Annotated in this window: 14 protein-coding genes and 1 pseudogene; 9 read left to right on the top strand and 6 right to left on the bottom strand. The window is 70.5% G+C overall.

Annotation, left to right across the window (positions count from 1 at the left end; all coding sequences use genetic code 11):
- Positions 1–27 precede the first annotated feature (27 nt).
- The 5 genes from ACGFJ2_RS05320 to ACGFJ2_RS05300 form a co-directional block, all read right to left on the bottom strand.
- On the bottom strand, positions 28–339 hold the full coding sequence (locus tag ACGFJ2_RS05320; protein WP_357955810.1) for an L-rhamnose mutarotase: 312 nt from the start codon (positions 337–339) through the stop codon (positions 28–30).
- Between the two features lie 98 nt (positions 340–437).
- Complete coding sequence (gene rhaS, locus ACGFJ2_RS05315; RefSeq protein WP_357955812.1) at positions 438–1,511, bottom strand: rhamnose ABC transporter substrate-binding protein; 1,074 nt, start codon at positions 1,509–1,511, stop codon at positions 438–440.
- Positions 1,508–2,464 carry an ABC transporter permease gene (locus ACGFJ2_RS05310; RefSeq protein ID WP_357955813.1) on the bottom strand — a complete coding sequence of 319 codons (957 nt, stop codon included), beginning with the start codon at positions 2,462–2,464 and terminating at the stop codon, positions 1,508–1,510. Before ACGFJ2_RS05310 ends, rhaS begins: the two co-directional genes overlap by 4 nt.
- Positions 2,457–3,488 carry an ABC transporter permease gene (locus tag ACGFJ2_RS05305; protein WP_357955815.1) on the bottom strand — a complete coding sequence of 344 codons (1,032 nt, stop codon included), beginning with the start codon at positions 3,486–3,488 and terminating at the stop codon, positions 2,457–2,459. Before ACGFJ2_RS05305 ends, ACGFJ2_RS05310 begins: the two co-directional genes overlap by 8 nt.
- A 22-nt stretch (positions 3,489–3,510) precedes the next feature.
- Positions 3,511–5,007, bottom strand: a complete 1,497-nt coding sequence (locus ACGFJ2_RS05300; RefSeq protein ID WP_393464891.1) for a sugar ABC transporter ATP-binding protein — start codon at positions 5,005–5,007, stop codon at positions 3,511–3,513.
- A gap of 168 nt (positions 5,008–5,175) precedes the next feature.
- Here ACGFJ2_RS05300 and ACGFJ2_RS05295 point away from each other — a divergent pair, with 168 nt between their 5' ends.
- From ACGFJ2_RS05295 to ACGFJ2_RS05265, 7 genes are all read left to right on the top strand, one after another.
- A complete protein-coding gene (locus ACGFJ2_RS05295; protein ID WP_393465304.1) occupies positions 5,176–6,477 on the top strand; it encodes a rhamnulokinase family protein in 1,302 nt (433 codons plus the stop codon).
- Positions 6,478–6,522: 45 nt separating this feature from the next.
- On the top strand, positions 6,523–7,527 hold the full coding sequence (locus ACGFJ2_RS05290; RefSeq protein WP_357955821.1) for a LacI family DNA-binding transcriptional regulator: 1,005 nt from the start codon (positions 6,523–6,525) through the stop codon (positions 7,525–7,527).
- Between the two features lie 32 nt (positions 7,528–7,559).
- Positions 7,560–8,054, top strand: coding sequence for a hypothetical protein (locus ACGFJ2_RS05285; RefSeq protein ID WP_357955824.1), 495 nt, complete (start codon positions 7,560–7,562; stop codon positions 8,052–8,054).
- Positions 8,055–8,088: 34 nt separating this feature from the next.
- Positions 8,089–8,697, top strand: coding sequence for a cyclodeaminase/cyclohydrolase family protein (locus ACGFJ2_RS05280; protein WP_357955827.1), 609 nt, complete (start codon positions 8,089–8,091; stop codon positions 8,695–8,697).
- 129 nt (positions 8,698–8,826) lie between these two features.
- Positions 8,827–9,654, top strand: coding sequence for a bifunctional 5,10-methylenetetrahydrofolate dehydrogenase/5,10-methenyltetrahydrofolate cyclohydrolase (locus ACGFJ2_RS05275; RefSeq protein WP_393464886.1), 828 nt, complete (start codon positions 8,827–8,829; stop codon positions 9,652–9,654).
- Positions 9,655–9,818: 164 nt separating this feature from the next.
- Positions 9,819–10,496 (top strand): type 1 glutamine amidotransferase, encoded by a 678-nt coding sequence (locus tag ACGFJ2_RS05270; RefSeq protein WP_393464883.1) that lies wholly within the window; start codon positions 9,819–9,821, stop codon positions 10,494–10,496.
- Complete coding sequence (locus tag ACGFJ2_RS05265; RefSeq protein ID WP_393464880.1) at positions 10,493–11,026, top strand: 2'-5' RNA ligase family protein; 534 nt, start codon at positions 10,493–10,495, stop codon at positions 11,024–11,026. Before ACGFJ2_RS05270 ends, ACGFJ2_RS05265 begins: the two co-directional genes overlap by 4 nt.
- A 123-nt stretch (positions 11,027–11,149) precedes the next feature.
- Here ACGFJ2_RS05265 and ACGFJ2_RS05260 read toward each other — a convergent pair whose 3' ends face one another.
- Positions 11,150–11,902: an SDR family NAD(P)-dependent oxidoreductase gene (locus ACGFJ2_RS05260; RefSeq protein WP_393464877.1), complete on the bottom strand. Its 753-nt coding sequence runs from the start codon at positions 11,900–11,902 to the stop codon at positions 11,150–11,152.
- Positions 11,903–12,024: 122 nt separating this feature from the next.
- On the opposite strand from ACGFJ2_RS05260, the gene ACGFJ2_RS05255 reads away from it, so the two are divergent.
- Both ACGFJ2_RS05255 and ACGFJ2_RS05250 read left to right on the top strand, forming a co-directional pair.
- Entirely contained in the window at positions 12,025–13,002 is a 978-nt protein-coding gene (locus tag ACGFJ2_RS05255; protein WP_393464874.1) for an AraC family transcriptional regulator, read from the top strand.
- Positions 12,989–13,096 (top strand): annotated as a pseudogene (locus ACGFJ2_RS05250) (MerR family DNA-binding transcriptional regulator); the annotation flags it as partial. The gene ACGFJ2_RS05255 and the pseudogene ACGFJ2_RS05250, both read left to right, overlap by 14 nt.
- Positions 13,097–13,347 lie beyond the last annotated feature (251 nt).

The raw sequence follows: 13,347 nt of genomic DNA, 5'->3' as shown, positions 1-13,347 counted from the left end.
CTTTTTCCCCAGATTTCGAGCAAGATTTCAAGCCAGGTGGAAAACTTCGGCCAGCGTGAGCAGCCCCTCGTCGGGCCGTCCGGCCTCGAAGAAGGGAGCCATCTCCGCCTGCCAGCGCGCGTTGACACCGGTCTCGGCCATCGCCTGCTGAGCCGCCTTGAAGTCGTCGGTCTCCAGATAGCCCACCAGCAGTCCGTCGTCGCTCAGGAACAACGAGTAGTTACGCCACCCGGCCTTCGTCAGCGCTTCGAGCATCTCCGGCCAGACGGCCTGGTGCCGCTCGGTGTATTCGTCGAGCCGCTCGGGCCGGACTCTCAACACAAAACAAACCCGCTCCATAACCAACCTCCTCTCATATCCACCCCGCACGGACCCTCGCGGCGCCGGGGGGTCCGGCGCCCAGGACGGCGCCGGACCTACTAGGAATCAAAAATCCGTCAGTAGTCGAACTGGTCGATGTTCGCCGCGTCGAACGTGAACGGCGGGCCCAGGATGACCTCGCCCTGCTTGCCGATCGTCCGCTCGCCCAGCTTGCCCGCCTTGAACGTCTCCCCCTCGGCCCCGGTGATCTGCCCCGACACCAGCGCGGCGGCGGCGTAGGAGGCCAGGTAGCCGAGGTCCTTCGGGTTCCACAGCGCGAACTTCTCCACGGTCTTGTCCTTGACGAACTGCCGCATCTGGTTCGGCGTCCCGAGCCCCGTGAGCACGACCTTGCCCTTGTACTTGGAGCCGGAGATGTACCGGGCCGCGGCCGAGATGCCGACTGTGGTCGGGGAGATGATCCCCTTCAGGTTCGGGTACGCCTGCAGCAGGCCCTGCGTCTGGGTGAACGACTTCTGGTCGTCGTCGTCGCCGTAGGCCACCTTGACCAGCTTCATGTCCTTGTACTCGGGCTTGCCGAGCTCGTCCTTCATGAACTTGATCCAGGTGTTCTGGTTCGTGGCGTTCGCGGTGGCCGACAGGATGGCGATGTCGCCCTTGTTGCCGATCATCCCGGCGAGTAGTTTGACCTGGCTACGGCCGACCTCCTCCGAGCTGGCCTGGTTGATGAACAGGTCACGGCACTCCGGGGCGGCGTCCGAGTCGTACGCGACGATCTTGATGCCCTTGGCGCGGGCCTGCTGGAGCGGCCCGCAGACGGCGTTGGCGTCGTTGGCGGCGATGAGGATCGCGTCATGGCCCTGCTGGGTGAGCGTGTTGATGTAGGAGATCTGTGACGAGGCGGAGGCGTCGGACGGGCCGACCTCCTTGGCCTCGCCCTGATACTCCTTGGCCGCCTCGATGCCGGCGTTGTCGACGATCGTCTCGTAGGGGTTGTTGATCGCCTTGGGCAGGAAGGCGAGCTTCAGTCCCTGCTTGATCGGGGCGTTCGGGTCGGCCTTGGCGGCGGCGGAAGAGGAGGCGGGCGCCGGCGCGGGCGCGGAGGTCACGTTCGACTTGGTCGTACCGCTGCAAGCCGCCACGCCAAGAGCAAGCAGCGCGGTCACAGCGGTCAGGCGCATCGGGGTCATGGGGATCCTTTCAGAGCTGGCCTGACGAGCGAGACGAGACGGGGGGTGAGCACCGAGACGATGAGCAGCAGTCCGGTGACGATCGACTGGATCTCGGTCGAGACGTCGCCGAGCATGAGCAGATTGCGCAGCAACCCGATGAGCAGCACACCGGCGATGACGCCGCCGAGCGTGCCCTTGCCGCCGTCGAAGTCGACGCCGCCCAGGAGGACGGCCGCGATGACGGCGAGTTCGATGCCCACGCCGTTGTCGGCGCGGGCGGAGCCGTACCTGAGCGTGAAGACGACGCCGGCGAAGGCGGCGACGGTGCCGGAGATGACGAAGAGCAGCAGTTTGATGCGCTTGACGCGGATCCCGGCGAAGAACGCGGCCTGCTCCTGGGCGCCGATCGCGTACAGCGCCCGGCCGAAGCCGGTGGCGTGCAGGACCACGCCCACGATCGCGGCCAGCAGGACGAACACCGCTATCGGATAGGGAATGGGCGTTCCGGGCACGTCGTCGACGGCGAGCGCGGTGTAGCTCGGCGGGAACTGGGCGACCGCCCGGTCCCCGAGCACGACGTAGGCGAGGCCGCGGTAGAGGGCGAGCGTGCCGATCGTGACGGCCAGCGACGGCAGCCCGAGCCGGGTCACCAGCAGGCCGTTGACCAGCCCGCATACGGCCCCGGTCAGTACGGCGATCGGGATGATCACTTCGATGGCCATGCCGCCGTCCCACAGCGAGCCGACCAGCGCGCTGGAGAGCCCGAGCACCGAGGCGACCGACAGGTCCACCTCGGCGGCCACCACCAGCATGGTCATGGCCAGCGCGATGAGCGCGATCTCGCCCAGGTCCCCGAGCGCGAACGACAGGTTGTCGACGGTCGCGAAGCCGGGCGAGGTGAGCGAACCGGCCGCGAACACGGCGATCAGCAGCGCGCCGACCAGCACGTCCCAGCGCAAGACCTTAGCCATGACGGCTCCTGTTCCTGAGCAGGCGGGCCAGTCTGAGGGCGAGCACCCGGTCGACGCTGATCGCCAGCAGGAGCAGCGCGCCGGTGATGGCCTGCTGCCAGAACGGGTTGACCCGGAGCACGACCAGCGCGCTGCCGATCGTGGTGAGCAGGAGCGCGCCGAGCGCCGCGCCGTACACGCTGCCGACGCCGCCGGTGATCGCGACGCCGCCGACCACGACCGCGCTGACCACCAGCAGCTCCCAGCCGTGCGCGGAGTCGGCGATGACCGTGCCGAACCTGGCCAGCCAGAGCACCCCCGCCAGTCCCGCGAGGCAGCCGCTGACCAGGTAGGCGAGCAGGATCCGCCGCCTGACGGGCACGCCCGCGAGCCGGGCGGCCTCCGGGCTGGAGCCGATCGCGTAGAACTCCCGGCCGCTCGGGTAGGACCGCAGGTAGTAACCGATCAACACCATGATCACCAGCGTGATGAGCGGCAGGTACGGCACCCCGAGCACCGAGCCGTTGCCCAGCGACAGCAGCCCCGGCGGCAGGTTGACCGCGTTGATCTGCCGCCCGTGGGCGATGTAGTGGTCGATGCCCTGGATCACGTAGAGGGTGCCGAGCGTCACCACCAGGGCGGGGACCCGGCAGAAGCTGACCAGCAGGCCGTTGATCAGCCCGCAGGCCGCGCCGATCGCCACCCCGAGCAGGACGGCGGGCAGGATGCCCATGCCGCCGGCCAGCTGGTCGCCGGTCACGAAGGCGACCAGCCCCACCACCGAGCCGACGGACAGGTCGAGGTTGCGGGTGATCACCACCATGGACTGGCCGACGGCCAGCAGCGCGAGGGTGGCGGTGTTGAGCAGGATGTCCTCGATGCCCTGCCCGGACAGGAAGTTGCCGTTGACGCTGGCCGTGACGCCGACCAGCGCGGCCAGCGCGATGACCAGGCTCAGCTCGCGGGCGCGGAACACCAGGTCGACGAGGCCGCGGGCGCTGCGCGCGGGCGTCGTCTGCTCGGGTGGCGCGGTGGCGGTCGTCACGCGGCCCTCCCCATGATGGCCGTCATGCGGCCCTCCCGGTGGCGGCGTTCATCACGCTCTCCTCGGTCGCGTCGGCGCGCGAGAGCTCGGCGGTCAGCCGTCCCTCGTGCATGACCAGCACGCGGTCGGCCATGCCCAGTACCTCCGGCAGGTCGGAGGAGATCATGAGCACCGCGATGCCCTGCCCGGCCAGCTCCGACAGCAGCCGGTGCACCTCCGCCTTGGTGCCGACGTCGATGCCGCGGGTCGGCTCGTCCACGATCAGCACGGACGGCTTCGTGGCCAGCCACTTGGCCAGCACGACCTTCTGCTGGTTGCCCCCGGACAGCACGCCCACCCCGTCGCTCAGCCGGGCGAACTTCAGCCGCAGCCGCACCGCCCAGTCCTTGGCCCGGTCGCGCTCGGCCGTACGGGAGATCGTCAGTCCCCTGCGCAGCGAGCCCAGCCCGGTCAGGCCGATGTTGCGCTCGATCGACAGCTCCATGACCAGCCCCTGCTGGCGGCGGTCCTCCGGCACCAGGGCCAGGCCCGCGCCCATCGCCGCGGTGGGGCTCCCGGTGGGCAACGGCCGGCCGTCCACCGAGACGGAGCCCGCGTCCCAGCGGTCCACCCCGAACACCGCCCTGGCCACCTCGCTGCGCCCGGCGCCCACGAGTCCGGCGAGCGCGACGATCTCGCCCCGCCGTACCTGGAAGGAGACGTCGGTGAAGACGCCTTCGCGGGTCAGCCGGTCCACCTGGAGGGCGACCTCGCCGAGGGCGGCCTCCTCCTTGGGGTAGAGCGTGCCGAGTTCGCGGCCCACCATGCGCCGTACCAGGTCGTCGTGGGTGAGTCCGGCGACCGGCTCGCTGGCGATCCACGCGCCGTCGCGCAGCGTCGTGACCCGCTGGCAGAGCGAGAAGATCTCGTCCAGCCGGTGCGAGATGAACAGGATCGCGCAGCCGTGCTCGCGCAGCGCCTCGACCACCGAGAACAGCCGCGCCACCTCGTTGCCGGACAGCGCGGCGGTCGGCTCGTCCATCACCAGGACGCGGGCCTCGCGGGACAGGGCCTTGGCGATCTCGACGAGCTGCTGGTCGGCGATGGACAGGCCGCGCGAGGGCTGCTCGGGGTCGAGCGCGACGCCCAGCCGTTCGAACAGCCGCCGTGCCTGGCCGTGCATCTCCTTGCGGTCGATGCGGCCCAGGGTGCGGCGGGGCTGGCGGCCCATGAAGATGTTCTCGGCCACGGACAGGTCGGGGAAGAGCGTGGGCTCCTGGTAGATGACCGCCACGCCGGCCTGCTGGGCGTCGGCCGGTCCGGCGAAGACGACCGGCTCGCCGTTGAGCAGGACCTGGCCGGTGTCGGGCCGGTGGACGCCGGCGAGCGTCTTGACCAGGGTGGACTTGCCCGCGCCGTTCTCGCCCGCGAGCGCGTGCGCTTCGCCGGCGAACAGTTCGAGTGAGACGTCGCGCAGCGCTCTGACGGCTCCGAACGACTTGCTGACGTTCGCGAGCGCGAGGGTGGGGGCACCACTCATGCATCCTCCGGACAACAAACGTTTTAATCGCGACGAACCCGGAATCTAAGCGCTGGACCAGCAGGCGTCAATGCCTTCACTCGTCTTCTGGCGTCTTTGTGATTGTTACGTTTTAATCGGGGGGTGCGATTCACTGCAGTGGACCTTGGCGCCTCCAGCGGGCGGGTCATGAGTGCCGACGTCTCGGCCGACAGCGTGCGGCTCGTAGAGGAACACCGTTTCGTCAACCGGCCCGTACGCGTGGCCGGGACGCTGCACTGGGACATCCTCTCCCTCTACCAGGGGGTGCTCGACGGGCTGCGCAGGGCCGGCCCCGCCGAGTCGGTCGGCATCGACGCGTGGGCCATCGACTACGGCCTGCTCGACCGTGACGGAGCGCTGATCGGCAACCCGGTGCACTACCGCGACGGGCGCACCGAGAAGGTGACCGAGCGGGTCGACCCGTACGAGGTGACCGGGCTGCAGTTCCTCCGGTTCAACACGATCAACCAGCTCGCCTGCGACCGGCTGGACCGGGCCGAGACGATGCTGCTGATCCCCGACCTCCTGGGCTACTGGCTGACCGGCGAACGCGGCGCCGAGCGCACCAACGCCTCGACGACCGGCCTGTACGACGTCACCAAGCGGGACTGGGCCTGGGACCTGATCGACCGCCTCGGCCTCCCCAGCCGGATATTTCCCGAAATTTCGGATGGCGGTGTCGCGGAGCTGCGGCCCGACGTGGCCGCCGAGATCGGCTACACCACCTCCCTGGCCCGGGTGGGCTCGCACGACACCGCCTCGGCCGTGGTCGGCGTGCCCGCCACCGGTGACCGCTTCGCCTACATCTCCTGCGGCACCTGGTCCCTGGTCGGCGTGGAGCTGCCCGGCCCGGTGCTCACGGAGGAGAGCCGCCTGGCCAACTTCACCAACGAGGCCGGCATCGACGGCACCACCCGCTACCTGCGCAACGTCATGGGCCTGTGGATCCTGCAGGAGTGCCTGCGCGTGTGGGGCGACCCCGCGCTGGAACCGTTGCTCGCCGCCGCCGCCGAGGCCAGGACCGAGGCGGTCATCGATCCGGACGATCCGTCGTTCCTGCCACCGGGCGACATGCCCGCCCGGATCGCGGACTACTGCGCGCGTACCGGGCAGGCGGCGCCGGAGGATCGGGCGCAGGCCGTACGATGCATCCTGCAGAGCCTCGCCCTCGCCTACCAGCGGGCCGTCGCCGACGCCGTCCGGTTGAGCGGGCGGCCGGTCGAGGTCGTCCACCTGGTGGGCGGCGGATCGCGCAACGCGTTGCTGTGCCAGCTCACCGCCGACGCCACCGGCCTGCCGGTCGTCGCGGGGCCCGTCGAGGCGGCCGCCCTGGGGAACGCGCTGGTCCAGGCGCGGGCGCGCGACCTGGTCGGCGACCTGGCCGACATGCGGGCTCTGGTACGACGAAGTGAGAGCCTGCGCACCTACGAGCCACGGGGGCACCCATGACCGAGCCTGCCGAGGTCATCTCATGAGACGGATGGAGGAGGGGTCGTGACCACGGTGAGCATCAAGGACGTCGCGGCCCGGGCGGGCGTGTCGCCCGGCACGGTGTCCAACGTGCTCAACCGTCCGGAGAAAGTGGCCGACTCCACCCGGATCCGGGTCGAGTCGACCATCAGAGAGCTCGGCTTCGTCAGGCACGGCTCCGCCTCGACACTGCGGGCCGGCCACAGCCGCACGGTCGGCCTGTCCGTGATCGACATCGGCAACCCGTTCTTCACCGACGTGGCCGCCGGGGTGGAGGACGTGGCGAGCGAGCGCGGCTACGCCGTCATCCTCGGCAACTCCTCGGGCAGCCGGATGAAGGAGGAGCGCAACCTGCTGGTGTTCGCCGAGCAGCGGGTGCGCGGGGTGCTCATCACGCCGTCGGACGAGGACCCCGGCCGGCTCGACCAGCTGCGGGGACGCGGCATCTGCGTGGTGCTCGTCGACCATCCGGCCGAGCGCTCCGACCAGTGCGCGGTCGCCGTGAACGACGTGACCGGCGGCTCGATGGCCGTCGCCCACCTGCTGGAGGGCGGCGCGGGCAGCCTCGGCTACGTCACCGGGCCCCCCGTGATCCGCCAGTGCCAGGACCGCAAGCGCGGCGCCGAGCAGGCGATGGCGGCGGCCGGCCGCGAGCCGCGCGAGCTGCTGGAGGTCTCGATGCCCGCGATGACGGCGAAGGCGGGCCAGCAGGCGGCCGAGACCCTGCTCGCCGAGGGGACGCTTCCGGACGCGCTGTTCTGCGCCAACGACCTGCTCGCGCTCGGCATGCTGCGCGGCCTGCTCCAGGCGGGCGTACGGGTGCCTCAGGACGTGTCGCTGATCGGCTACGACGACATCGACTTCGCCTCGGCCTCCACGGTGTCGCTGACCTCGGTCCGGCAGCCCACGTACCAGCTCGGCCGGGTGGCCACCGAACTGCTGCTCGACGAGTGCGACAACCCGGGGACGCACGCGCACCAGCAGATCATGTTCCAACCGGATCTCGTCGTCAGGGAGTCCACGCGGTAGGTTGTGGCGCAAACCGACAAACGGGGTTGATCATGTCAAATGGTGCCCGTCATGCGCTCGGGCTGGTCGCGGGACTGCTCCTCCCTCCGCTGATCGCCGTCGGACTCTTCTACGGCGTCGGTGAGTTCAGCCGCAGCTTCCAGCAGTTCGTCATCTCCTGGGCCGGGATCGGCGCGGTCGTCGTCTCGGGAATCCTGCTCGCGCCGCTGCTCGCCTCGCGGCTGTCGCCCGTCGCCTCGCTGGTGGGCGGGCTGGAGTTCACCGCGTTCGGGCTCCTGCCGATTCTGGACGTCAGCGGCCTCCACCTGATGCCCGAGCGGATCTTCCCCGAGGCCATCTGGAGCGGGTTCCTGACCCTGGCCTACTCCGGGATGCTGCTGATGATCGGCGTACTGCTGCTGGTGGGCTCGGCCTTCCCGTCGCGCTGGCGGTCGACGCCGCAGCCCCTTCCGGCCGGGCCCACCTACGGCGTGATCCCGCCGTACCGGGGACCGGAGGACGCGACGCGGCCGATCCACCGCGAGTGAGCGGTACGGGGTCGTGGCCTGGCAGAATGCCGCCATGCGCGACTCCAGGATCATCGACTTCCTCGCCCAGCTCGCCGCACACGTGCCCGCGCCGGGAGGGGGCGCCACGGCGGCCCTGCACGCGGCGCAGGCCGCCGCGCTGCTCGGCATGGTCGCCCGCTACACCACCGGGGAGAAGTACACCGACCACGCCGAGACCATCGTCGCGCTGATCGCCGAGACCGACACGATGCGCGCGCGGGCGCTGCGCCTGCTGGAGGAGGACGCGGCGGCCTTCACCGCCGTCACGGACGCCTACCGGCTGCCGAAGGGCCCCGAGCGCAGCGCGGCCATCGCCGCGGCCCTCGTCGGCGCGGCCGAGCCACCCGCCCGGGTCGTCGAGACGGCCACGCGACTGGTCGACCTCTGCGAACAACTGCTGCCGATCGGCAACCCCAACGTGGTCACGGACGTGGCCGCGGCGGCCGAGGCGGCACGCGCCGCGCTCACGACCGCGCGGGTGAACGTCGAGGTCAACCTGGGCGGCATCAAGGACGAGAAGGCCCTCCATAGGCTCCGGGCCCGGCTGGCCGACGTGGACGCGACGGTCGCCAGAGCGGAGTGGGTGACGGCCAGGGTCCGCGAGGGCCTCACCGCCACGTGACGCTACCCGGCTCCCTGCCGCACATCGCCTCCCCTTGGGGGGGCGCACCCCGTCCGGCCCAGGCCGTTCTGGCGCGCTGTGGCGGGGGGATGGTCATGTGGTCGGCGGGCCGTGCGAGAGGATCTATGGGTGAAGACGCTCACGGGTAAGGAACTGGCCGCCGCCATCAGGGCGGAGACGGCGGCGCGGGTGGCCGCCGGGCCGCAGCCGAAGCTGGCCGTCGTCGTCGCGACCGCCGACGAGGCGAGCCTCTGGTACGTACGCTCGATCGCCAAGGCCGCCGCAGGCGTGGGCATCGCCTTCGACCTCGCCGACCTCGGCCCCGAAGCCACGGCCACCGGCATCCGCGAGACGCTCGAACGGCTCAGCGCCGACCCCGATGTGCACGGCGTCATACTGCAGACCCCGCTCCCCCAGGGCGCGTCGGCGCAGGAGTTGGCCGCCGCCATCGACCCGGCCAAGGACGTGGACGGCGCCAACCCGCTGTCCCTGGGCCGGCTGGCCGCCGGGCTGCCCGCGTTCGCCCCGGCCACGGCGGCCGCCGTGCTGGCCCTCCTCGACCACTACGGAGTCGAGCTGGCGGGTCGCCGGGCCGTGGTCGTCGGCCGTTCGACCGTGGTCGGCAAGCCCCTGGCACACCTGCTGCTCGACCGGAACGCGACGGTGACCGTCTGCCACTCGCGCACCCGCGACCTGCCGGCCGTCACGTCCACGGCCGAGGTGCTGGTCGCGGCCGTGGGCCGGGCCGGGCTGATCGGGGCGGAGCACGTGGCGCCCGGCGCGGTCGTCATCGACGTCGGCACCAACCCGACCGAGGACGGCGGCCTGGCCGGCGACGTGGACTTCTCTGCGGTCGCGGACCGGGCCGGGGCGCTGACTCCGGTGCCGGGCGGCGTAGGCCCGGTGACGACCGCACTCCTGCTGCGGCACACCGCGCAGTCGGCGGGCCTGATGTGAGCACGTCGACGACCGGAATCGAGGATGCCGGGCGCATCGCGTGCTGAGTCACCGAGCTGGCAATGCCGGTGGGCGTCGCGTGCTGAATGACTGAGATGGCAATGCCGGTGGGCGTCGATGCATGACGTACTGGATGACCGAGATCGCGACGCTGGAGGGTGTCGATGCGTGACGTGCTGATCGTGCAGAACAGCAGGAGTGGCGGCCCCGGCCGCCTCGGCGGCTGGCTGGAGGAGGCCGGGCTGCGGCTGGACGTCGTACCCGCCTATGACGGCGCCCCACTCCCTGCCAGGCTGTCGCACGACGCCATGATCATGCTGGGCGGCGGCTTCCTGCCGAGCGACGACGACCGTGCGCCATGGCTGGCCACGGCCAGGAGCCTGTTCGCGCAGGCGCTGGACGAGGGCGTGCCGCTGTTCGGCATCTGCCTGGGCGGTCAGATGCTGGCCGAGGTCGCGGGCGGCGAGGTGACCCCTGACGCGGGCGCTCCGGAGAACGGCAGCCTCCCCGTGACGCTGCGGCCCGAAGCCGCCTACGACGCGCTCTTCCACAGCCTGCCCGAGGTGGTGCCCGCCATCGAGCACCACGTCGACGCGGTCACCGCTTTGCCGCCGGGGGCGGTCTGGCTGGCGCAGACCACGGCCTGCCCGTACCAGGCGTTCCGGGTCGGGGAGCAGGCGTGGGGGGTGCAGTTCCATCCCGAGGTGCTGCCGGCGCGTATCCGCGAGTGGCGGGTCGACGGCTTCGACCCGGACGAGGTCTATGCGCGGGCGGTGGCCGACGAGCCGGTGTCGACGCCGATCTGGCGCGAGGTGGCCACCCGCTTCGCCAAGCTCATATGACCGGCCGCTACCCGGCCGGACTCACGGCACTGGTGGTGCCGATCCCGGAGGCCGAGCCGGTCGTGGGCCGGTGGCGGACCGCGCTCGACCCGTCGGCGGCGTACGGGGTGCCGGCGCATGTGACGGTGATGTACCCGTTCCTGCCGCTCGACGCGGTCGACCGGGAGGCGCTGGCTGGGCTCTTCGCCGGGCATGCGCCTTTCGAGGTGGTGTTCGCCAGGTGTGGGCGGCTGCCCGAGTTGCTGTATCTGGAGCCGGCACCCGGCGAGCCGTTCGTCCGGCTCACGCACGCGGTGACCGCGCGCTGGCCCGAGGCCCGGCCGTACGGGGGCAAGTACGAAACGGTAATGTCGCACCTTTCGGTCGGGTACGAGAGCGACGGCGCCGCCCTCGACGAGGCGGGGACGGCGATCGAGCGAGGGCTGCCGGTCACGGCGCGTGTGGCGGCGGTCCAACTGGTGGCCTACGACGGCACGGTCTGGCAGGTGGTCGAGGACTTCCCATTAACGGCGGCGGGCTCGCCTCCCTAGCCACACACCATGAAGGCCGCGATCGTGTCGCCCCGCCGTGGCTAGCCAGCCGGGACGCCGAGTGGCGGGTGCATCCGTACGACCGTGGGACGCTTCAGATGCCACCCACCGTGTGGTGCCTGCTCAGATCTGGTTCGTGCCACCGTCGACGTAGATGTTCGCGCCGACGACGTAGCTGCTCTGTTCCGAGGCCAGGAAGGCCACGACTGCGGCGGCCTCCTCAGGCTGACCCATGCGGCCCTTGGCCACGGTCGCGGCGACATTCTCCTTGACGGCCCGGGCGGTCTCCTCGTCGCCGAAAGCGGCGGTGCCCCCGGGAGTCTCGATCCATGCCGGCGAGACCACGTTGACCCGGATGCCGCGGTCCTTGAGCTCGTTGGACCACGTCCGCGCGAAGGACCGGACGGCCGCCTTCGACGCCGCGTACGCGCCGAACGCCTCTACTCCACGGTCGCCGGCCGTCGAACCGACCAGGACGATCGAGGCACCATCGTTGAGCAGCGGCAACGCCTTCTGCACGGTGAACAGCGTGCCTCGGACGTTGACCGCGAAGGTCTGATCGAAGTGCTCCTCGGTGGTCTGCTCCAGCGTCACGAACGCACCGACCGCCGCGTTCGCCACGAGCACGTCCAAACCCTTGCCTCGCGCCCGGACCGCCTCGTAGAGCCGGTCCAGGTCCTCCGGCTTCGAGATGTCGCCGACGACCGCGGTGGCCCGGTCTGCTCCGATGGTCTTGACTGCGGCCTCCAGTTCGGACTCGCGTCGGCCGGTGACGAACACGTACGCGCCCTCGTCCGCCAGCCGTACGGCGGTGGCCAGACCGATACCGGTGCTGCCCCCGGTGACTACCGACGTCTTGCCTTCCAGCTGTCCCATATGGGTGTCTCCATCACTCTCTCGATGTCGATCCGTTCGATATCGATACTGCGGGAGATCGGGGATACTATCCATGATGCAGAGTCCGGTGTTCTTTACGTATCGTCCAGAAGGAGGGCTCGGTGCTCGGCTTTCGGGATCCAGTGGCTGACGCGATCGGCCTGCTCCGGCCCCGCACGGTGATCGGACCCAGCCTCCGGGCCGTGGGAGAGTGGGCTTTGCGCTTCGACACGTTCCTGCACGTGCGGATCGGGGGCCTCGTGCGCGGTACGTGCTGGTTGATCCTCGACGGGCACGAGCCGGTGCTCCTGCAGGAGGGTGACACCTTCATGCTGGGCAACCCGCCGCCTTACGTGCTGGCCAGCACGCTCGACGCAAGCCCGCGCCCTGCGGAGCCGGTGTGGGCGGGTGCCGAAGACGGGTTCGTGCGGATCGGCCCGGAGTCCGAGGAGGACCTCTACCTCTGCGTCGGGCACATCGCGTTCGACGACAGGAACGCGGCCCTCCTGACCGATCTTCTGCCGCCGCTCGTGATCGTCCGCGTGGCCGATCCTCAAGGCAGGCGGCTCGCGCAGCTGATCGATCTCCTGGCCACCGAGGTCGGAATCGCCGCCGCCGGCGGCCCGCTGGTGCAGAACCACCTCGCACAGATCCTGCTCGTGCACATGCTGCGTGCTCACGCCGGTCAGACGGACCGGCCCACCGGCTGGCTGGGCGCCCTGAACGAGGACGGCATCGGTGCCGCCCTGCGTGCCGTGCACGCGGACGTGGCGCACTCCTGGAGCCTCAAGGAACTCGCCGAGATCAGCCACATGTCGCGTTCCGCGTTCGCCCAGGCCTTCAAGAGCCACGTCGGGGTCCCGCCGTTGGAGTACCTGATCCAATGGCGCATGAGCCTCGCGCGCGACGCCCTCACCCGCGACACTCTGTCGATCTCCGAGCTCGCACGGGCCACGGGCTACCTGTCCGAGAGCGCGTTCAGCACCGCGTTCCGCCGCGTGGTCGGCTCATCGCCCGCACAGTTCCGGAACCAGGCACGGCAAGCCACCGCACCCGGCCGCGAACGGAAGCTGGAGGAGGCGTCCTGTGCTCAGCAGTGAGCTCGCCGAGCTGCCCGGCGTGACCGTCCGGACGTTGCGCCATTACCACCAGATCGGGCTGCTGCCCGAACCACGGCGGGCATCCGGGGGTTACTGGATCACCCGGCGGCAGCCATTCCACAGCCACACCCCGGCCAGCCCGAACAACAGCACCGCCTCCTGACCGTCTCCAGGCTCATCCGCACCCGTCTGCCCGATGACGCCGGACACCGCCCGAGGCGGCGCCGCCGGGCGGCCTTGTCCTTTTAGGATTGCGTCGGCGGCCATGACCCAGACGATGAATACCGCCTGTCAGAAGCAACCCCTCATCTCGACCGCGCTACTGTCCGAACAGGGCCCCACTCG

The sequence above is a fragment of the Nonomuraea sp. NPDC049028 genome (assembly GCF_043197735.1).
Taxonomy (GTDB): domain Bacteria; phylum Actinomycetota; class Actinomycetes; order Streptosporangiales; family Streptosporangiaceae; genus Nonomuraea.
Note: the sequence above shows the minus strand (reverse complement) of the source record. Positions and strands in the feature narration are given on the sequence as shown.

Excerpts from the sequence above, each read along its gene's own strand:
- ACGFJ2_RS05320 (WP_357955810.1), bottom strand. The coding sequence starts at position 339 with ATGGAGCGGGTTTGTTTTGTGTTGAGAGTCCGGCCCGAGCGGCTCGAC.
- rhaS (WP_357955812.1), bottom strand. The coding sequence starts at position 1,511 with ATGACCCCGATGCGCCTGACCGCTGTGACCGCGCTGCTTGCTCTTGGC.
- ACGFJ2_RS05310 (WP_357955813.1), bottom strand. The coding sequence starts at position 2,464 with ATGGCTAAGGTCTTGCGCTGGGACGTGCTGGTCGGCGCGCTGCTGATC.
- ACGFJ2_RS05300 (WP_393464891.1), bottom strand. The coding sequence starts at position 5,007 with ATGAGTGGTGCCCCCACCCTCGCGCTCGCGAACGTCAGCAAGTCGTTC.
- ACGFJ2_RS05295 (WP_393465304.1), top strand. The coding sequence starts at position 5,176 with ATGAGTGCCGACGTCTCGGCCGACAGCGTGCGGCTCGTAGAGGAACAC.
- ACGFJ2_RS05285 (WP_357955824.1), top strand. The coding sequence starts at position 7,560 with ATGTCAAATGGTGCCCGTCATGCGCTCGGGCTGGTCGCGGGACTGCTC.
- ACGFJ2_RS05280 (WP_357955827.1), top strand. The coding sequence starts at position 8,089 with ATGCGCGACTCCAGGATCATCGACTTCCTCGCCCAGCTCGCCGCACAC.
- ACGFJ2_RS05270 (WP_393464883.1), top strand. The coding sequence starts at position 9,819 with ATGCGTGACGTGCTGATCGTGCAGAACAGCAGGAGTGGCGGCCCCGGC.
- ACGFJ2_RS05265 (WP_393464880.1), top strand. The coding sequence starts at position 10,493 with ATGACCGGCCGCTACCCGGCCGGACTCACGGCACTGGTGGTGCCGATC.
- ACGFJ2_RS05260 (WP_393464877.1), bottom strand. The coding sequence starts at position 11,902 with ATGGGACAGCTGGAAGGCAAGACGTCGGTAGTCACCGGGGGCAGCACC.